This window comes from Halobacillus sp., from assembly GCF_049282395.1.
GTDB lineage: Bacteria > Bacillota > Bacilli > Bacillales > Halobacillaceae > Halobacillus.
The window spans coordinates 1-19800 of sequence record NZ_JBAPTY010000040.1 but is presented as its reverse complement, the minus strand read 5'-3'; the positions used below and the strand labels follow the sequence as shown (position 1 = coordinate 19800).

Annotated in this window: 18 protein-coding genes; 9 read left to right on the top strand and 9 right to left on the bottom strand. The window is 40.5% G+C overall.

What is annotated here, in order from left to right; translation table 11 throughout:
* Nucleotides 1-316 precede the first annotated feature (316 nt).
* From WAM07_RS01930 to pflB, 4 genes are all read right to left on the bottom strand, one after another.
* Nucleotides 317-739: a hypothetical protein gene (locus WAM07_RS01930; RefSeq protein ID WP_422164308.1), complete on the bottom strand. Its 423-nt coding sequence runs from the start codon at nt 737-739 to the stop codon at nt 317-319.
* A 792-nt stretch (nt 740-1531) separates the two neighbouring features.
* Entirely contained in the window at nt 1532-2266 is a 735-nt protein-coding gene (gene pflA, locus WAM07_RS01925; RefSeq protein WP_422164306.1) for a pyruvate formate-lyase-activating protein, read from the bottom strand.
* Nucleotides 2267-2297: 31 nt separating this feature from the next.
* A complete protein-coding gene (gene adhP / locus WAM07_RS01920; RefSeq protein WP_422164307.1) occupies nt 2298-3311 on the bottom strand; it encodes an alcohol dehydrogenase AdhP in 1014 nt (337 codons plus the stop codon).
* Nucleotides 3312-3367: 56 nt separating this feature from the next.
* Nucleotides 3368-5620: a formate C-acetyltransferase gene (gene pflB, locus WAM07_RS01915; RefSeq protein ID WP_422164304.1), complete on the bottom strand. Its 2253-nt coding sequence runs from the start codon at nt 5618-5620 to the stop codon at nt 3368-3370.
* A gap of 287 nt (nt 5621-5907) precedes the next feature.
* Here pflB and WAM07_RS01910 point away from each other — a divergent pair, with 287 nt between their 5' ends.
* Together WAM07_RS01910 and WAM07_RS01905 are read left to right on the top strand one after the other, a co-directional pair.
* Nucleotides 5908-6423, top strand: a complete 516-nt coding sequence (locus WAM07_RS01910) for a GrpB family protein (protein WP_422164302.1) — start codon at nt 5908-5910, stop codon at nt 6421-6423.
* Between the two features lie 90 nt (nt 6424-6513).
* Nucleotides 6514-7290, top strand: a complete 777-nt coding sequence (locus WAM07_RS01905) for an SDR family NAD(P)-dependent oxidoreductase (RefSeq protein WP_422164301.1) — start codon at nt 6514-6516, stop codon at nt 7288-7290.
* Nucleotides 7291-7430: 140 nt separating this feature from the next.
* Here WAM07_RS01905 and WAM07_RS01900 read toward each other — a convergent pair.
* Nucleotides 7431-8794 (bottom strand): IS1182 family transposase gene (locus tag WAM07_RS01900; RefSeq protein WP_422164299.1). Its coding sequence is split into 2 segments (ribosomal slippage): nt 7431-8227 and nt 8227-8794, totalling 1365 coding nucleotides; the frame shifts between segments, so codons are not numbered across the junction.
* Nucleotides 8795-9269: 475 nt separating this feature from the next.
* Between WAM07_RS01900 and WAM07_RS01895 the strand changes: the two genes are divergently transcribed.
* On the top strand, nt 9270-10574 hold the full coding sequence (locus tag WAM07_RS01895; protein WP_422164297.1) for a hypothetical protein: 1305 nt from the start codon (nt 9270-9272) through the stop codon (nt 10572-10574).
* 58 nt (nt 10575-10632) lie between these two features.
* On the opposite strand, the gene WAM07_RS01890 is transcribed toward WAM07_RS01895, so the two are convergent.
* Both WAM07_RS01890 and WAM07_RS01885 read right to left on the bottom strand, forming a co-directional pair.
* Complete coding sequence (locus WAM07_RS01890) at nt 10633-10770, bottom strand: hypothetical protein (protein WP_422164295.1); 138 nt, start codon at nt 10768-10770, stop codon at nt 10633-10635.
* Between the two features lie 142 nt (nt 10771-10912).
* Nucleotides 10913-11218, bottom strand: coding sequence for a hypothetical protein (locus tag WAM07_RS01885; RefSeq protein ID WP_422164293.1), 306 nt, complete (start codon nt 11216-11218; stop codon nt 10913-10915).
* A gap of 200 nt (nt 11219-11418) precedes the next feature.
* Between WAM07_RS01885 and WAM07_RS01880 the strand changes: the two genes are divergently transcribed.
* The 5 genes from WAM07_RS01880 to WAM07_RS01860 all read left to right on the top strand — a co-directional run bounded on the left by WAM07_RS01880 (nt 11419) and on the right by WAM07_RS01860 (nt 18486).
* The gene (locus tag WAM07_RS01880) at nt 11419-12030 is read left to right on the top strand and encodes a TetR/AcrR family transcriptional regulator (RefSeq protein WP_422164291.1); all 612 of its coding nucleotides are present in this window, start codon (nt 11419-11421) and stop codon (nt 12028-12030) included.
* A 33-nt stretch (nt 12031-12063) separates the two neighbouring features.
* Complete coding sequence (locus WAM07_RS01875; RefSeq protein ID WP_422164289.1) at nt 12064-13518, top strand: MDR family MFS transporter; 1455 nt, start codon at nt 12064-12066, stop codon at nt 13516-13518.
* Nucleotides 13519-13735: 217 nt separating this feature from the next.
* Nucleotides 13736-15250, top strand: a complete 1515-nt coding sequence (locus WAM07_RS01870) for an acyl-CoA carboxylase subunit beta (RefSeq protein ID WP_422164287.1) — start codon at nt 13736-13738, stop codon at nt 15248-15250.
* Nucleotides 15251-15265: 15 nt separating this feature from the next.
* Nucleotides 15266-16891, top strand: a complete 1626-nt coding sequence (locus WAM07_RS01865; protein ID WP_422164285.1) for a class I adenylate-forming enzyme family protein — start codon at nt 15266-15268, stop codon at nt 16889-16891.
* Between the two features lie 170 nt (nt 16892-17061).
* Complete coding sequence (locus tag WAM07_RS01860; protein WP_422164283.1) at nt 17062-18486, top strand: aldehyde dehydrogenase family protein; 1425 nt, start codon at nt 17062-17064, stop codon at nt 18484-18486.
* A 73-nt stretch (nt 18487-18559) separates the two neighbouring features.
* Here the strand turns inward: WAM07_RS01860 and WAM07_RS01855 are convergent, their stop codons facing one another.
* A complete protein-coding gene (locus tag WAM07_RS01855; protein WP_422164281.1) occupies nt 18560-18937 on the bottom strand; it encodes an SET domain-containing protein in 378 nt (125 codons plus the stop codon).
* 169 nt (nt 18938-19106) lie between these two features.
* On the opposite strand from WAM07_RS01855, the gene WAM07_RS01850 reads away from it, so the two are divergent.
* Nucleotides 19107-19277, top strand: a complete 171-nt coding sequence (locus WAM07_RS01850) for a hypothetical protein (protein ID WP_422164279.1) — start codon at nt 19107-19109, stop codon at nt 19275-19277.
* Between the two features lie 213 nt (nt 19278-19490).
* Here WAM07_RS01850 and WAM07_RS01845 read toward each other — a convergent pair.
* Nucleotides 19491-19800 (bottom strand): DNA-3-methyladenine glycosylase (locus WAM07_RS01845; protein WP_422164277.1); only part of this gene is annotated, 310 nt, incomplete at its 5' end.

Here is a 19800-nt window from a genome sequence, read left to right as displayed (position 1 = left end):
TGGAATCACCCCGAAAGACACGAACAGCATAAGCCGAGCATCAAAAGGACGGTGGTCTTCTCGTCCGTTGGTGAACGGCTTATGTCTCGAGTGTCTGGGTGATGAAACAAGACGAGTTATTTCCCCATCAACCCCTTTCTCATATCGTAACGGGCCCAATTTATCTCGAAGTCGAGTCTTATACAATCCGGCCCTATTGCGTAATAAGCCTCTTATGAAAACTTAATAATAAACTAAACAGAGCCTAAAAATAAAAAGGTTTTCACAAGTTTGAATATACTTGTGAAAACCTTTTTGTATTTATAAGGAGGACTAATTACAAACCTTTAATAAGCATTTTGTCCAACTCTCGAACTTGATCGTAAGACTCCACAAGCTCTTCAGGGACAAGGGTTCTTCCATAATCCCAGGCATTGGTTTCTATGATGGATTTTAATTCTTCAATCTCTTCATCGCCGCCGTACATGAGCGTTCTCAGGTCGTGTTTGTGTTTTTTAAAAGTAAGGTAATAGCCAATCTCGTGATACAGAATAATTTTCACAAGATTTTCTTCGCTCTCTTTTATTTTTACCTTACTCATATAACCATTAACTTCCAGGTAATGAAAGCGGATAGTATTTGTAGAAACATTGTAACTCATTGGTGCTGAGAGACTATTGTTAGATTCGTAGTTTATATCTAAGCGATGCTGCTCTAAAGTAGTTTTAATGATTTCCTCGATATCCCATATGTATAGCATTTTGTTCACCACAACCCTTTCAAGTCATATTTCGATCTACTGTATAAAATTTACCCTATAATTTCTTAATATAATCGAAATTCGTATCAATTGAAACTATGACAGATCTCATCCGAAAATTCAAAGTACAGCTATTCTAAAGGTTCTTTTCTTACGGCGAAACGCTATGGTCTAATACTGACTCCATGAAGGAAAAATGAATTTTAGATATTTTCATATAAAAAAAGCCTGTTATCCGATATTGGATAACAGGCTTTAGTAATAAACAACTTAGGTGACCCAACCATGTAAGAATCATCCTAGATCCTACATATTTAGTTAACTTGCTCATACTCAGAAGAATGATTCTAAGGAGAATTCGTTTCCTTCTTCATCTTGGTTAAGTCCATTTTATAAAAATGGTAACAGGTTGTTTCAACAGGTTGACTACCTCTTCAAAAAAGTCTCCTAACTGGCTTGAAGGGTCATGGTCTGACAAGTGAAACGCAGTGGCTTTAATCCACCTATAATTGAGCGCAGTTTCTGACTCGACCTTAGTTTGGGCTGATTGCATCCTTTACACAGGAAATGTGTTCCCTTTACTGTCAGTCTGAGTCAAGGTTCGCTTGGAAACGAACTCGCGATGGTTGAGCCACCTAAGTTGTTTATGATTTTTTCTTATCTTCTTTATATTTTTATTATACCACTACTTAGGGGATCTTGAAAAGGTAATTTGTGTCGCATTTGTTAACGTTTACATTAGCTTGATAAAAACGAAGCAGAATCCAGGCAGGCGGGGATCTGCTTCGCTGGTTAGTGAGAGATACGATTTAAAATCTGCCGAGCATGGATCACTTGCTCTTGAGAGGGAGGTTCAATTCCGTCCAGCTGATAAGGTAGCCCTAAATCCCTCCATTTATAGACTCCCATAAGGTGATAAGGAAGAACTTCAACCTTTTCTACATTGGATAGTGTTTGAATGAAATCAGCTAAGCCATGTAAATATTCATCCTGGTCATTAATCGTAGGGACCAGTACATGACGAATCCAAACGGGTATTTGATTTTCAGATAAATAGGTAGCAAAATCCAGAATATGAGCGTTGGAAAGGCCTGTTAAATCTTTGTGCCGTTCTTGGTGAATATGTTTTAAGTCAAGCAGCACCAGGTCGGTATAGGTCAATACTTCTTCCAGTTTCTTAAGAAAGTGGGGAGCACGATTAAAGCAGCCTCCTGAAGTATCAATGGCTGTATGAACATTCATCTTTTTCAACTCTTTAAATAGTTCGGCTAAAAAATCAATTTGAAGCAATGGTTCTCCACCGCTCACTGTCACGCCTCCTCCGGTAGCCTGGAAAAAGGGGAGGAAATCCTTAATATCCTCAAGGATTTCGTGGACGGTCATTTCTTTTCCACTCCTTATCTTCCAGGTATCAGGATTGTGACAGTATTGACATCTAAGCAGACAGCCTTGAGTGAAAATAACGTAACGGAGGCCGGGTCCATCAACAGCTCCACAAGTCTCTATAGAATGAATACGTCCGTTCATATGGTCAGCCTCCTTTCCGGTAATGGGATTATTAATCGTTCACTAAAACGATTCTTCCATTGATTTTACCTGCTTCAAGCTCAGCAAATATTTCATTAATATCCTCTAATTTTTTTGTCTCAACGATCGTTTTTATTTTTCCTTCAGCTGCAAACTGTAAAGTCTCTTGTAAATCCTTTCTGGTTCCAACAATGGATCCCTCAATACTGACACCATTTAACACCGTATCGAATATAGGAACTTCCATGGTTTCCGGAGGCAGTCCAACCGCTACGCATTTACCACCACGTTTAACTGCCCTGTAGGCTTCACCGAAGGCTTGTTTAGAAACAGCCGTACAGATAGAAGCCTGCACGCCTCCGATTTCCCGTTGGATAAACTCTGCAGAGTCCTCAGTGAGCGGGTTAATGGTCCTGTCTGCACCTAATTGTTGTGCCAATTCCAGTTTTTCATCAAACGGATCAACGGCTATAACGTTAAATCCCATAGCCATGGCGTATTGAACAGCTACATGTCCAAGTCCGCCTATCCCATAAATGGCTACCCAATCTCCAGGTTTGGCATTTCCTACCTTTAAAGCCTTGTAAGTGGTTACCCCTGCACAGAATAGAGGGGCCGCTTCAACGTAAGTCAAGTTATCTGGAATTTTGACAATGTATTCTGCATGAGCGAGACAGTACTCAGCATAACTGCCATCTACAGAGTATCCTGCATTCTGCTGATCTTTACAAAGTGTTTCGCGTCCTGAAAGGCAGTATTCACAGTGGCCGCATGCGGAATAAAGCCACGGGATTCCTACCCGATCGCCAACTTTTACATGGGTGACACCGGGCCCGGCCTCTACAATCTCTCCGACCCCTTCATGACCGGGGATTAAAGGCAGCTTTGGTTTTACTGGCCAATCCCCATGGGCTGCGTGTAAGTCTGTATGGCATACGCCACTGGCTTTAACTTTCACCAGAACTTGGCCATGTTCGACTTTTGGTACAGGTACATCCTGCATTTCTAAATTTTGTTTAAAATCATTCACAACAGCTGCCTTCATTGTATGGTTGAAGTGGGGCATTTTATTTCCTCCTTATGAGTTCATTCACATTATTTTTATAAGCTGTTATGAAAAGTACGTGAGATAACATCCTGCTGCTGCTCCCGGGTTAGTTTGATAAAATTGACAGCATATCCGGAAACACGAATGGTAAGCTGTGGATATAGCTCAGGATGGTCCATCGCATCCATAAGCGTTTCCTTGTTAAAGACGTTCACGTTTAAATGATGACCGCCTTTAATGATATAACCGTCAAGCAGACCCGCGAGATTGGAATATTGTATGCTTTCTTCTTTTCCTAAAGCATGAGGGACAATAGAAAATGTATTAGAAATACCATCGAGCGCATATTCAAATGGAAGCTTTGCAACTGAGCTTAAAGAGGCAAGTGATCCGTGAGAATCCCTGCCGTGAAGAGGGTTTGCTCCTGGAGCAAAGGGTTCGCCAGCTTTGCGACCGTCTGGTGTACTTCCGGTCAGTTTACCGTACACGACATTGGACGTAATGGTTAAGATGGACTGAGTCGGTTCAGCTTTTCTATATGTGTGATGAGTTTTAATTTTATTCATAAACTGCTTTGTTAGATTTACGGCAATTTGATCCACCCTGTCATCATTATTTCCATATTGGGGATAGTCCCCTTCGACAACATAATCGACTGCCACTCCTTGTTCATCACGTATTACTTTTACTTTTGAGTATTTAATTGCACTTAAAGCATCAGCTACTACGGATAAACCTGCTATACCGCAAGCCATTGTACGGTGGACATCACGGTCGTGAAGCGCCATTTCAATACGTTCGTAGCTGTATTTATCATGCATGTAGTGAATAACATTCAACGTATTTACATAAAGACCTGCTAACCAATCAAGTATGTTATTGAATCTTGCCATTACTTCATCATAATCCAAGTACTCTGTAGTGATCGGTTTGTAAGGAGGAGCAACTTGGATTTTTAACCGTTCATCGATCCCGCCGTTAATGGCATAAAGCAAGGCTTTAGCAAGATTTGCCCGGGCTCCGAAAAATTGCATTTGCTTGCCAATTGCCATCGGGGATACACAACAGGCAATGCCGTAATCGTCACCGTACCGTTCTCTCATTACATCGTCATTTTCATATTGAATAGAACTCGTCTGAATCGACATTTTTGCACAATATTTTTTAAAGTGTTCTGGCAGTCTTACTGACCACAGGACAGTTAAATTCGGTTCAGGTGCCGCTCCTAAATTAGTTAACGTATGCAGAAATCGATAAGAATTTTTAGTTACTAGTGGCCGTCCATCAAGCGTAACCCCCGCTAATGATTCGGTTACCCAGGTCGGATCTCCGCTAAATAATTCATTATACTCAGGAGTTCTCGAAAACTTCACAAGCCGGAGTTTCATTATAAAATGGTCTACGAGTTCCTGGGCTTCTTGTTCAGTTAAGAGACCTTCCTCTAAGTCTCTTTCAATATAGATATCAAGAAAAGTAGAGACACGTCCCAGACTCATAGCTGCACCGTTTTGTTCTTTAATCGCTGCTAGATATCCTAGATACAACCATTGGAAAGCTTCTTGAGCATTCTCAGCAGGGCGGGATATATCGAAACCATAGGCAGATCCTAGTTGTTTTAACTCCTGTAGCGATCTAATCTGCTCGCTTGTTTCCTCGCGATCACGAATGATTTCTTCGGTCATAGTGTTTTCCATCAGTAATAAATCTTGTTTTTTGCCAGTAATAAGGCGGTCAACACCATAAAGAGCCACTCTCCGGTAATCCCCTATAATTCTCCCACGCCCATATGAATCGGGGAGACCAGTAACGATTCCAGCTTTCCTTGCAAGTTTCATTGCAGGGGTATAGGCATCAAAAACGCCTTGATTATGTGTTTTCCGATACTTGGTAAAAATGGTTTCTACTTCTTTATCCAACTGAAAACCATAAGATTCTGCTGCTGCGGAAGCCATTCGAATTCCGCCATAAGGCTGTAACGAACGTTTAAAAGGAGCGTCTGTTTGAAGACCTGTCACTTTCTCTACGGATTTATTTAAGTAACCAGGTCCATGGGAGGTAATGGAAGATACGATTGAAGTGTCTAAATCTAAGACGCCGCCATTTTCTCTTTCCTGTTTTGATAAATCCAATACTTGATCCCATAAACTTAGCGTATCTGCTGTCGGCTCTGATAAAAAATCCTCGTTTCCCTCATAGAGAGTAAAATTCTTCATTATGAAATCACGTACATTAATTTCATCCTGCCACTTACCAACTTGAAAACTGCGCCATCGATCTCCTTTTTTCCTATCATAGAGAATCTTCATTTCAAGTAACCACCTTTCTAATTAGAAATCACATAATAGTGGTGAAATAGACTTGTGCAATGGTGAGCAATCACTTTCTTACTCTGATTATATACTAATTAATTCCATTAAGAATCTTTTTTTGCAAACGTTCTCAAAATGTTCAATTCTATTTCTGAAGGAGCAGAAGGAATAGGTCCAAGCGAATTTTCTGAAACAGAAAAAGTTAATCCTTTATAATGAAGCTAGACGTTAACCGATGTTTTGGAAACAATAATGTATATACATAGGAATGGAGGGATGGTCTGATGAGAAGGGTGCAAGTCAACTTATATGATGAAACATGGCCTCTCAAATATGAAGCAGAAAGAAAAAAATTAGAGCGGATCTTTCAATCTGAAGTAATCAATATTTTTCACATCGGCAGTACGTCTGTTGCAGGTCTAAAAGCGAAGCCTGTTATTGACATAATGGTTATCGTTAAAGATATAGAACGGGTTGACCATAGTAATCAGCACATGAGAACGATAAATTATGAACCCAGGGGAGAGCACGGAATGACAGGCCGTCGATTTTTCCAAAAAGGAGGTGATCAGCGAACGCATCATGTGCATGTGTTTGAGCAGGGAGACGCAAATGTTACCCGTCACCTTGCTTTTAGAGATTATCTACGCTCCCATTCAGAAGTGAGGAAAGAGTATGGAAACTTAAAGCACCGTTTAGCCATGCAGTTTCCTAATGATTTGGATTCATATATAAAAGGTAAATCAGACTTTGTGAGCGAGATAGAAAAGAAAGCTCTGGAATGGTGTGAGTCTCACTAATTAGAATGACAATTCTATTTAGCAGCGGTAGTTTATTCATGATCCCACTAAGGAAAACAATTAAGGATACAGGAATACCCCCAATGAGGAGTGATCTATATTAATTTATTTTCCAATCAAGGAAAAGTAGCAATCGTAACAGGTGGAGGAAGCGGTATTGGCCGGGTAATGGCTGAGACGCTAGCCGAAAGCAGCGCCGTTGTTGTGCTGCTTGGAAGAACGAAAGAGAAATTAGAAAAAGCGGCACGGGAAATAGAAGAGAAAACCGGGGTCCGTATAGCCTTAATGGTCTGCGATGTGACGGATAACGAAGCGATTAAAATGACAACCGAGAACATACATAAGGAGTACGGTCAGATTGACATCTTAATAAATAATGCCGGCACCACCTCACAGGGAACGGTTCATACACTTAGTGAAAATGATTGGAATCATGTGATGGATACGAATTTGAAATCAGTATTCTTCATGAGTCAGGCTGTTGTTCCTTATATGAAAGAACAAGAGTATGGTCGGATTATTAATACGGCCTCTGTTGCCGGTGATGTGAGTTTGTATTTCAGTTCTGTCTACGGAACTAGTAAAGCAGGCGTAATTCATCTGACCAAACAACTGGCTGGTGAATTAGCGGGGAGTAACATTACAGTGAATGCGATTAGCCCCTGGTTCTTCAAAACAGATTTTAATCGTGAAAAATTGGAGAATGATGAATTTAGATCTATGATTGAAAACAGGACCCCTATGAAGCGACTCGGTCAGTTAGAGGAACTCAAGACATCCGTTCTCTACTTTGCTTCAAGAGGATCCAGTTACACAACAGGTCAGAATATGTTTATCGATGGAGGCATGACAACCTTCGGCTTGTAAAATTCTGTTTTCAACTGGAAGGATTACTATCCTTCCAGTTTTCAGCTTGTTGAGAAACAATACTTTAATGAAGTTTTAAACCTATTTTTTTACATTTACTTTTTATGTATGCGTGATTATACAGTTGAATAGAGAGTATCTTACTCTCTTTTTATTAATAGGAGAACCATTTTCTTTATATTTTGTGCAGTGGCGGTCATGTGGGCCTGTTCTTGGACACACTTCCGCCCTCGTCCCCTCGCATAGCGAAAACCATGGAGTTCCTTTGAATCAGCGAAGCTACGCTCAATCGTGTAGCTTCGCGATTTATATAATTGCTTACCGGTTTCAGTTCGCTTATTGGCTTTAAGTTTCTCCTTTTCATCCTCCCAAATGTGTCGCGTAATGGTTCGATATTTCGCGTTGGCCGAAAAGCAGTCTTCCCGTAAGGGGCATCCCTGGCAGTCCTCCGGACGGCTTTTGTAATGGCGATATCCTTCACGGTCCGTGGTGGTATAAGAAAGTTTGCAGCCCATCGGACACACATAACCATCTATGGATTCGATATAACGAAATTTCCTTTTGGGAACCTTTGGATTGCCCCCTTTAAAACGTCGATAACCGGTTACGGCGAATATATTTTCCTGATTTAACGTTTTGGCGATGTGGCCTGTCGCATAAGCCGAGTCGATCGCCACGGCCTCAATGGAAAAACCGAAGGTTTTCTTCTGGTGCTGTAACCTCTCTAAATAAGGCTCTGAATCATGGACATTCGCTGGAGTGATGTACGTATCCGTAATGATATTGTGTTTGGCATCTACCGTCCGATGATCTAAATAAAAGAACCCTCGAGGCTTTTGATCACGCATCAGAAAACCACTCTCGGGATCCGTCACACTTTCCCGGGTCATTTTGGTTTTCTTCGATGGGGAAACGCGAGCGCTTTTGGGTTTCAAAGCTTTTTTCCGTGTTCCTCCCGATCTTTTTGAACATCTTCTTCTAACTCTTCTAAATAATGAGCGACTTTCTCGGTTTTCACTTGTCGCACATATTTGTTTTTATTGGCACTGGCCTTAATATGAGTAGAATCCGTGAGAAGGATGCGACCTTCCACCAGCCGGTGGTCTTGGGCTTGACGAACAATTTCTTCAAAGATGTCCTGAAAGACCGTCGTGTCTTTAAAGCGTTTATGACGGTTAAAACTAATGGTGGAATGGTCAGGGATGGGGTCGAGAAGAGAAAAACCTAAGAACCATCGATAAATGATATTGGCTCTAATTTCTTGTTCCAATTGTCTTTCGGAGCGAATGCCATAGAAAAAACCAATGAAAAGCATCTTAAATAAAGTAATCGGCGGAATGGAGGAACGTCCGTTATGGTGGCAATAATAAGGGGAGACGATGGATTCAATAAACGAAAAATCAATAATTTCATCGACAGCTCTTAGAAAATGATTGGGAGGCACATACTCTTCGGTTGAGGCCAAAACTTTATCGTGGCGGTGGTTAACAGGAACACCCATCATAAAGCATCGCTCCTTTATTCATTTTCTTTATTATATAACGAATTTGTCGAAATAAATAGAAAAATAAGGCTATTGAGGAAAGATTCTCAACAGCCTGTCAACTGGAAGGATTACTATCCTTCCAGTTTTTTTGATGTTTCCAAAAAAACTACTTTTAATTATTTAACATTTATTGTATATAGTTCAGTTAAACATTAATTCTGATTTGTCATAAGAGGCTTATTTACCTGGAGTGCCACTATCAAGAAAATCAATATACACGCCGATGGTAAGCGATCCGTTATCTCAGATACGATTTATTCCTTGAAAGTTACGAAACCGGGTCTTCAACAGTTAGCAGATTTATTAAACCAGCACGTTAATATAATTGAAACAATTAGAATGGAAAATATAAAATGTTTGAGGTAAAATAAATTTATGTTAGAAAATTCTGACATTAATTTCATAACTAACCAAATAAGGGAGGAAGCGGAGTATGGGTTTACGTATGTTTACATGCGTGGCGGTTTTTTTCGTGGTTCTATTTGGGTTTTACGGAGAGAGTTCAGAGGCAGCAGAAAGTACGAGCTACTTTGTAGATAAGGAAAAACTGCCATTTGATGCACCTAGTGGGATAGAAACAGATAGGTATTGGGGTGTACATAAGGGAGCAGGTTATAGAATTGAAGTCCCTGAAAAATGGAATGGGGAGCTTGTTCTTTACGCTCATGGGTATCGAAATGCAGAGGTTAAAGAGTTAACGGTAGATAATCCAGAAAATTTAAGGAAATACCTTCTGGAAAAAGGGTATGCGTGGGGGGCGTCCAGCTATAGCACCAATGGTTATGATGTGAAACAAGGAGTCATAGACACCCATGCTCTTGGAAAGTTCTTCAACGGAAAAATCGCGAAGCCGAAGCGCACTTATATAGTGGGGCATTCTATGGGGGGACATATTACAGGGGTTCTAATTGAACAATTTCGCAATGAATATGATGGAGCCATGCCTATGTGCGGTGTGATGGGGGATAACGAATTATTTGACTTTTTTGCAGATTTTAATCTTGCTTCCCAGGTTCTAGCAGGAATCGACCCTATTTTCCCAGCGGAAGAAAACTATCAAACCACTGTAGTTCCTAAAATAAAACAAGCGATCAGGCTTAATACAGGCGTACTGACTTTAGAAGGAGAAATGCTTCAAGATCTAACGATGTATTTATCAGGCGGTGAACGGCCCTTGTTCGATCTTGCGTTTTCAAGCTGGAATAATTTTCTATTTACCCTATACCGATCGGACTTCTCCTATGGAACACCAGGCAATATCATCGATAACACAGATTCTATCTATCAACTTGATTCCAATTCAGAATTATCGGTGGAAGAGATGTACTTAGCTGAGAAGATACCTGAGATTACTGCTGACCCTCAAGCTCGAAATAAGAATGGGCTGTCAAAAATACCACGAATATCAGGGGAACTTCATCAACCTGTACTTACACTTCATACTTTAGGTGATCTGTTTGTGCCTTTCTCTATGGAACAGTTATATGCTGAGAAAGTAGCTGCAAATGGAGAGTCTGATCTACTTGTCAGCAGGGCTGTTCGAGCTGTAGGTCACTGCGAGTTTACTCCAGTAGAAGAAACAGAAGCTTTTGCTGATTTAACTGATTGGGTTGAAAACGGAATAAAACCGGAAGGTGATGCTATATTGGATCCGGAAGTGGTTAGTCAGACTGATTTTGGAATAAAGTTCACGAATCCTATACGTACGTATGACCCGCTATTGTCATTAAATGAATAATAATCTCAAAAACAGTCAGCATTATGCTGACTGTTTTTTTATCGAAAGAGAATGATGTTTAGTTCTCATTATCCATGGTCGTTAAATCTGAATGACCTTTTTTATCTCTGGACCCTCGACCATTCATCATGCTGTATGCTGCAAAGCCAATACCAATTGAACCGAGCAGGGGCCACCATTGTACATTTCTTCTCATTAGACTCAACTCTTCTCATTAACACTTGGCTTATAAGCCTGTCCTATTATGAGTAGGGCAGGCTTGTCTTATGTGTGGGAACTTTTCTCATATCCAAGGAGAAATTTTGAATTCGTAAGCATGTTGTACAAGAAATCACGGCTTACTGGTCGCGTCTTTCTCGTTCACCAGGCTCCCTTACATCACGAGGGTCTGCTCCCATGTCTGGTCCGCGATTCTCGTTCGTACGATTCTCGTTCATACGGTCCTCGTTCATACGACCGTTATCAATCCGGTCATCCATACGATCGTAATTCATACGGTTTTCATTGTCTCCATAACGCATTGGGTCGTAGTTTACGTCCTCAGGCTGGTTATTCATTTGATTATCGTCGTCCATTGCACAAGCAGTTAGAAGTCCAGTAGACATAACGATAGACAACGCTAATAACATCAATTTCTTTTTCATGTCGTAACCTCCTTTTCTCATTTAGTTTGAAGCATGTTTAATATCTGCACATTCACCAATTTTTACTCGTCATTTTGATGAAAACTACATGAATGTGAGTCCTTACAGTCCTATTGTTGACATATGACACTATGTCACTTATAGTAGCTCTTGTGCTGAATGTGACATGGTGTCATTTTATTGAGTAAGGAGTTAGATGAATGCCTAAACAAACCTTTTTTAATTTGAACGATGATAAAAAAAGTAAGCTGGTTGAAGCTGCACGAGAGGAGTTCTCGCGTGTGTCTTTATATGAGGCTTCTATCGCCAATATTCTAAAGAGAGCTGAGATTCCAAGAGGTAGTTTTTATCAATATTTTAGGGATAAGGAAGATGCTTTTTTCTATTTGCTAAATGAGCATGCCGAAGAACGGCATAAGAATTTCATTGAAAATGTAAAGACGTTTAACGGAGATCTGTTTCAAGCGATGACAGAGGTTTATAAAACGGTTTTCCAATTCTCAAGAGAAAACGGGAATAGTAATTTTATCACAAATGTATTAATGAATATGAATTACAAAATTGAACATGCGTTTACAAAAAATTTAACCAAGCAGAATATTGAACACCGTTTTCATGATATTTACCGACTCGTAGATATGGAATCTCTTCATGTTTCTAATGAAAAAGAATTTTATCATCTCATGCAGATTCTCATTGCGGTAACGTTTCATAATTTAGTCCATTGTGTATCCAATGAACTCTCAGAGACGGAAGCGCTGGATAAATATATTTCTGAACTCAGTTTATTAAAAAAAGGACTTGTTAAATAATCGTCATTTATTGAATGGAAAGAAGGAAATTATATGTCTAATCAACAAGAAACAGGACCAGAAAATATAAATAAAGTTCCATTGATTATCGTACTTCTCTCTGGTGCTTTTGCTGCAATTTTAAATCAGACGTTACTGGGAACAGCTTTGCCTCATATAATGAGGGATTTGAATCTGGAAGCAAGTACAGCTCAGTGGCTGACATCCATTTTTATGCTGGTAAATGGGGTCATGATTCCAATCACTGCTTTTCTCATTGAACGTTTTACGACTAGAAAGTTATTCCTTACAGCGATGGGTTTATTTGCAGTGGGAACGCTTGTTTGTGCAGTATCCCCCAATTTCTCTATATTAATGCTGGGACGAATTATCCAGGCTTCTGGTGCCGGGATTATTATCCCGCTCATGCAAACCATTTTGTTTCTCATATTCCCTGTAGAAAAACGCGGTTCAGCAATGGGGATGTTCGGACTGGTGATCTCATTCGCTCCAGCCATCGGGCCTACTCTATCTGGCTGGCTCGTCGAACAGTTCCCGTGGAGAAGTTTATTCTTTGTTATATTGCCAATTGTAATTATTGATTTTATTCTGGCTTACTTCATATTAAAAAATGTAACCAAGCAGTCATACCCGAAACTGGATGTATCCTCCATTATTCTTTCCTCTTTAGGGTTTGGAGGATTGTTATATGGATTCAGTGTGGCGGGCACAAATGGATGGGGAAGTCAGCAGGTACTTATATCCATGGTGGTTGGTGCCGTTGCGTTGACGATTTTTATCCTTCGTCAATTCAAGTTGCCACAGCCGATTCTTGAATTCAGGGTGTTTAAGTTCAATATATTTACGCTCACGACAGCACTCGGGATGGTGGTATTTATCGCCATGATTGGAGCAGCCACCGTACTGCCAATCCTTATGCAGGATATGCTGGGATACAGTGCACTCGAATCAGGACTGGTGCTTCTCCCAGGAGCCTTAATTATGGGATTTATGAATCCAATTACAGGTAGACTTTTCGATAAGTTTGGTGCAAGATGGCTTGCTATAATTGGACTGTTTATTCTCACCGTAACGACATTTATGTTTGCAGATTTATCACCGCAAACTTCTCTAACCTATTTAACAGTAATTAACGCGGTCCGCATGTTAGGTGTAGCAATGGTGATGATGCCGGTAACAACAGCTGGTTTAAATCAGCTTCCTTCACGTTTAATCGCTCATGGTACGGCAATGAATAATACAATGCGTCAGGTTTCAGGTGCAGTAGGAACAGCGCTTTTAGTGACAGTAATGACAACCGCGGCGCGTCCCGGAGAAGGAGTAGAGGGACTTGTTCACGGGGTTAATGTTTCATTCATTGTAGCAGGGATCTCGGCCATCATAGGTCTTGTCCTTTCCTTCTTTATAAAAAATCCGAGGCGGGACAAGGAAGACCACAATGAAACCAAAACGAATGATAGTAAACAGGATGTTGCTCAAAGCTCATAGTAATATAAAGAAAGCGCAGATTCGGTTCTGCGCTTTTTTTAACAAGCGAATTAGTGATCTTTTATTGTAAGTAGATAGCTAAAAGCTAATAACGTAATAAAAACAAAATTTAACTATATTGAATTTTCAGAAAAGTGTATTTATACTTGAGTTAGTATTATTGTATATTTTTAAATCATACATACCTACTGGTCAGTATTTACAAAAGGAGGAAGCTATGGAAAGGAATACAGAAATACTTAGAGAAAAAAAGAGGGAAGCTCAGGAACATCGAGGAAAAAAACAGACGTCTTATAGTGCCAGGGAAAGAATTGATCTTCTTGCCGATCAAGGATCTTTTCTTGAATTAGGAGCTTTGGCTCATTCTCCGGTTTCTGGAATGGAGGAACGCACCCCGGCTGATGGGCTGATTGGAGGGATTATCCGCGTCGATGGGAGAGAGGCAGTTGTACAGGCGATGGATATATCGGTACTGTCTGGCACGGAAGGGGAAGTTCACCTTAGAAAAAGTGAATTCTTTCACTCTTATGCAAGAAAAAGAAGACTTCCACTTTTTAATTTATGTGAAGGCGGAGGCTTAAGAATGCCTGATGGAATGGGCTCTGACGGAATAAGCGATAAGCTGTTTCCTTCCAGTCTGTTAGACCATGGCCGTGAAAGTCCAATTATGACAGCGATTCTGGGAGAAAGTTACGGCGGTCCGACGTGGATGGCTGTTACGTCAGATTTTGTTACACAAGTAATAGGGACAAGTATGGCTGTAGCTGGTCCACGTATGCTGGAGATTGCAAGTGGAGAAGAGATGTCCGCTGAGGAGCTCGGGGGTCCGGATATGCATGCCGTTTATACTGGGCAGATTGATCATATTGCTGAAGATGAAAAAGAAGCCATTGCAGCATTAAGAAGATTTTTCAGTTATATGCCTTCAAACGCTGATGAAACGCCTCCCCAGAAGCCACCCATCGATTCTGATATGGAGCACTGCAATTTGGAGGAAATTGTTCCTTCCAATTTAAGGCGGGCTTACGATATGAAATTACTCCTTCTACGTTTATTTGATAAAGATTCATTCATGAATTTTCGATCCTTTTATGGTAAAGCTTTGATTACTGGACTGGCTCGATTAAACGGTCGTGTAACAGGAGTGATTGCGAGTCAGCCTCTGCACATGGCAGGGGCTTCAGGACCTGAGGAGTGTGATAAAGCCGTGGACTTTATATGTCTCTGTGATTCATATCATATTCCACTCATTTTTCTTCACGATACACCTGGATTTAGAATCAGCAGTCGTGCTGAAAAACAGAAAATGCCTGCAAAAATTATGAATTGGAATACAGCTTTAGCCAAATCATCGATACCTAAATTTTCAATCATTATCCGAAAGAGCGTAGGAGCTGCGTATGGAAATATGTGTGGACCAGGAATGGGGGCAGATGTTGTAGCAGCTTGGCCGGCAGCTGAAATAAATTTCACGGGACCTGAAGTAGGGATTAATGTCGTATATGGAAAGCACATACGAAAGGCTGAACGACCTGAAGAAGAAAGGTCTAAATACCTCGAGCAATGGAACTTTGATAGTTCCCCCTATAAGGCTGCAGGGAAATTCTTATTAGAAGATATTATTGAGCCAAACCAGACACGCTCTTTTTTAATGCGTTTTCTAGAATCGGCAGGAGCTTCAGGCGATTTAAAAAGTAAAAGGCGACTGGCTGACTGGCCTATGTCTCATTGAGGAGGGATAGAAGTTATGAAAGGACACTTAAAATCACCCGCAGGCACAGGGATGTACAGTAGAGGGAAAAAACCTTTATTTCATTATCTGCAGCAGCATGCTGAAGAACGGCCTGAAGATCCTGCGTACTTCTACTATGGAAGCAGTATAACGTGGCGGGATTTATTCAATCAGGTTCAAAAAGTGGCAGGATTCTTACGGCAAGCGGGCTTTGAAAAAGGAGATCGAATAGGATTATTTATGCAAAATAGTCCCCAGTACATTATTGGTCATTACGCCATCCAGTATATTGGAGCTGTGGTCTGTCCGCTTAACCCTATGTATAAAGCTAATGAGCTTGAATATCTAATTAAAGAAGTTGACATGTCAGGTATGTTTGCGGGAGGGGAGCTCCTGTCGGAAGTACGTAAGGTAAATGAACATTTAAAGCGTATTATTGTAATTCGTTATAAAGACTTGATTCCTGATACTCCCAGTTGGACGATTCCAAAAGATCTTAATAGTCCGGCTCTTGAACTTAATCCTAACGAAACAATGTGGGAAGAGATTATGCAGGAATCTCAATCATGGACCTATCCGGAAGATGTAAAGCTTGAAGACACAGCTCTGCTTGCCTTTACATCTGGCACAACCGGCCGTCCAAAGGCAGCCATGTTAACTTATGAAAATGCGCTGTACAAAACAGCAGCGGCTGTAAAGGTTAATCAAGTAGATGAAAAAGAAACATGGCTTGCTGTCATGCCGCTATGCCATATTGCAGGGATGGTTATGGGGGTTAATATACCTGTATACACTGGCGCGCCATGTGTACTGTTTGCTCGGTTCGAGCCCATGTCGATATTTAAAGCCCTTCGTAAGTACTGCGTTACCGTATGGTATAGTATTGCGCCGATGAATGATGCTATTTTGTCAATTGCCGAAGAGAATCAATTGGAGGACTTGAAGCTGAATCTATGTACAAGTTTTGGCATGCCGGTTACAGAGAACTTAGCTGAGAGATGGAAGGTAGTCGCACCTAACTGCAAGTTATTTGAAGCTTCATATGGGTTAAGCGAAACCCACACGGTGGATACCTATATGCCACAGGATAACATCAAATTCGGTTCTGTTGGTGTACCGATCAGGGGGACATCGATCGAGATTTGCGATCCAGCAACTGGTCAGGTACAGAGGGCTGGAAAATCCGGCGAGATTGTTATTCAAAGTCCGGGAGTATTTAAAGGTTACTGGGGAAGGCCGGAAGCTACAGCCGAAAGTCTTTCCAATGGGTGGCTGCGTACAGGAGATATTGGCTATTTGGATGAAGACGGGTATTTGTATTTTCAAGGGCGCATAAAAGAAATGATCAAATCGTCAGGTTTTAGTATATTTCCTGAGGATGTCGAAGCTTTACTGAAAGAACATCCGGCTATAGGACAGGTTGCTGTGATCGGCGTTCCTGACGAACATAAAGGGGAAGTTGTGAAAGCTTTTGTTATACCAAAGCCAGAGAAAGTAATAAACGAAAGTGATTTAAAATTCTGGGCTAAAGAAAACATGGCTGCATACAAGATACCTATGTACGTGGAATTTCGTAACTCGCTTCCTCAAACCGGTTCCGGTAAAATACTAAGAAGAGTTCTGAAGGAACAACAGAATTAAAGAATTTACGCAGATGTGGCTTAACTGCATGTTGTGCTGCTTTTTTTCTCCAGTTTTCAAATCACTAAGATGTTTCAAGTAGATCAATAAAGGATATATTACGCTATACGAAAGAAATAAGATTATTTTATTGATCATAAATTGAAAGATGAAAAAAGGAGATATGAAATATGCGCAATCAATTAAAACATTTCATCAACGGGGAATGGGTAGAATCAACAGGCTCTGAAACCTATGATGTTATAAATCCAGCTACGGAAGAAGTAATTGGAACAATTAGTATGGGTACAAAAGAAGATCTAGATAAAGCGGTTGCTGCAGCAAAACAAGCACTTCCTTCATTTTCTCAAACTTCTAAACAGGAACGTGTAGAAATGCTGGAACGAATTGCTGAAGAATATGAGAAACGTAAAGATGATATTATTGAAACCATAACGGATGAATTAGGATCGCCTCAGAAGATTTCAGAAAAAGTTCATTACACAATGGGCTACAATCATTTCTCACAAGCGGCAGAATCATTGAAGGATTTTTCTTTCATGGAAGATCGTGGTGGCCATACAGTAGTTAAAGAAACCATAGGTGTAAGTGGTTTAATTACGCCTTGGAATTTCCCTACGAATCAAACTTCAACCAAAATTGCCAGTGCATTTGCGGCAGGCAGCCCGGTTATCTTAAAACCAGCAGAAATGACTCCATTTGCGGCCATTATTTTAACAGAAATCTTTGAAGCAGCAGGAGTTCCAAAAGGTGTCTTTAACTTAGTTAATGGCACAGGGGAAGTCATAGGAAATGGGATCAGCTCACACCCTGATATTGACTTTGTTTCCTTTACTGGATCAGGAGCTGTAGGGAAGAAAATCATGGAGAATGCTTCTGAAACTATTAAGAATTTTGCGCTCGAACTGGGAGGTAAATCTCCACTTGTGGTGTTGGAAGATGCTGATGTCGAAGTCGCAGCAAGAGCAGCCGTTAATCATATTGCAACGAACACAGGTCAAGTATGCTCAGCTGCTACAAGGGTGCTTGTTCCTAGTAAAATGAAGAAGTCTTTTGAAGAAGCTGTGCTGAAAGTTCTACCTGAATTCCCTGTAGGGGATCCAAGAGAGGATAACCTGATAGGTCCGTTGATTTCCAAGAAACAGTGGGATACCGTGCAGTCCTATATTGAAAAAGGTCTAGATGAAGGTGCATCTCTATTAACGGGAGGAACCGGTAAGCCGGATGGGCTTGACCAAGGCTATTATGCCAAACCTACCGTATTTACAGATGTTCAAAATAATATGGTAATTGCACAAGAGGAAATCTTTGGGCCAGTAACCACTATCATCACATATGATACGCTTGATGAAGCTATTGAAATTGCTAATGAAACTATTTATGGTTTAGCTGGTTACGTAATAGGCAATGACCCGGAAAATCTAAGAAAAGCAGCAACTGGAATTCGTGCAGGTCGTATCAAAGTGAACGACACTGAAGCTGATTTTTCTGCTCCATTCGGAGGGTATAAGCAATCCGGAATAGGAAGAGAATGGGGCGACTATGGTATTGAAGAATACTTGGAAACCAAAACTATACTTGGATTTCCTTCTTAAATTGAAATTATGAGGTGTTAAGGCACACCTCATAAGAAAAGAGGCACCCGGTAATCCGGGTGCCTCTTTATTATTACTCCTGATCGAACCATAACGTGTCCTGGATATCTACTGAACCATTGTAATTAATGTGAATTTCTTCATCAGCTTTAATATCCCGGTAAGCATAGAAGTCAAACGTATCGTTATCAAAGTTAATGACATAGTTCGCGTTCGGCTCATAGGAATGGTTAAACATCATGCCGTACCCCAATACGAATGCTGTATGGTTTTCGCCGTACTCAAACGCATAATCAGCCAGCCGGGTTTTTTCTATATGAACATGTTCCTCATTAGGATAAGGGATAACAGGAGCCTGATGAATGAGTGTATTTTTCGGGATATCCTGATTCGCGAAGACACCTCTGTTTAAGTCTTCATCCGTAAGTGTAGAAGTTCTAATTTCAATCATGGGATCACCTTGCTTTCTTTTCAAGATCTTACTTTAACTATCTAAGCCTGACAGAAGTGTGGATGTAAATCAAATGACCAAAAATTCTGTAAAATTAATAGTTAAAGGAAAATTGAGGAAAAAATGTGTTAAACTTGTGAAAATAAAATCTTACAAAGGAATTGATAGTATGAAGATTTCAACTTGTCTATTGTTAATTATCTTCGTTATGCAGCTGTCCACTCTCATCAATAGTACGGTGTTTGATGGAGGGGGGAGCGGTGTCTTGCTTGCCGTACATACCACTTCATTTGTAGCAGCAATTGGGTTTTATGCGCAGATAAGGAGCGAAAATGGCTAATCTCAAAGGTAGCCTCTATGAATAGGGATCCACTTTTAATTAATCTATTGATTTACAAAAAGTAATGGTTTATGAACGAAGCATTTTTGCTGAGGGGAGAGGTTACCCTTTACTTAGGGTGAAAAACGATAGCGCCGTTATTTCAAAATACTTTCATAAGAAAACACACCTCATACAAAGGTGTGTTTTCTTATGAAAGTATTGGCTTAAACGTTATCTGGAAATAAACCTGTTTTCTGTGATCCAAAATCTCCACGGATAGTCACGGGCTTCTCCAGAGTTGTCAATACCGATTCGTTTCCCTTGGGAAATATGTTCAGGGGAAAAGCCTTTTTTGATATACAGTGGTGATTGGTCCAGAGGATGTCCATAGTCCGATTTGATAATCCCTAAGGCTTTCGTTAATTTTCCGGGTCCATTTGTAAAGTCCTTTTCTTTTTTATCTCCTCTTCTTTCCTGTATAAGGTCCAAGCCTTCTTTGGGTTCGACCGCTCTAATTAAAACGGCCTCCGGGTGGTTTAAT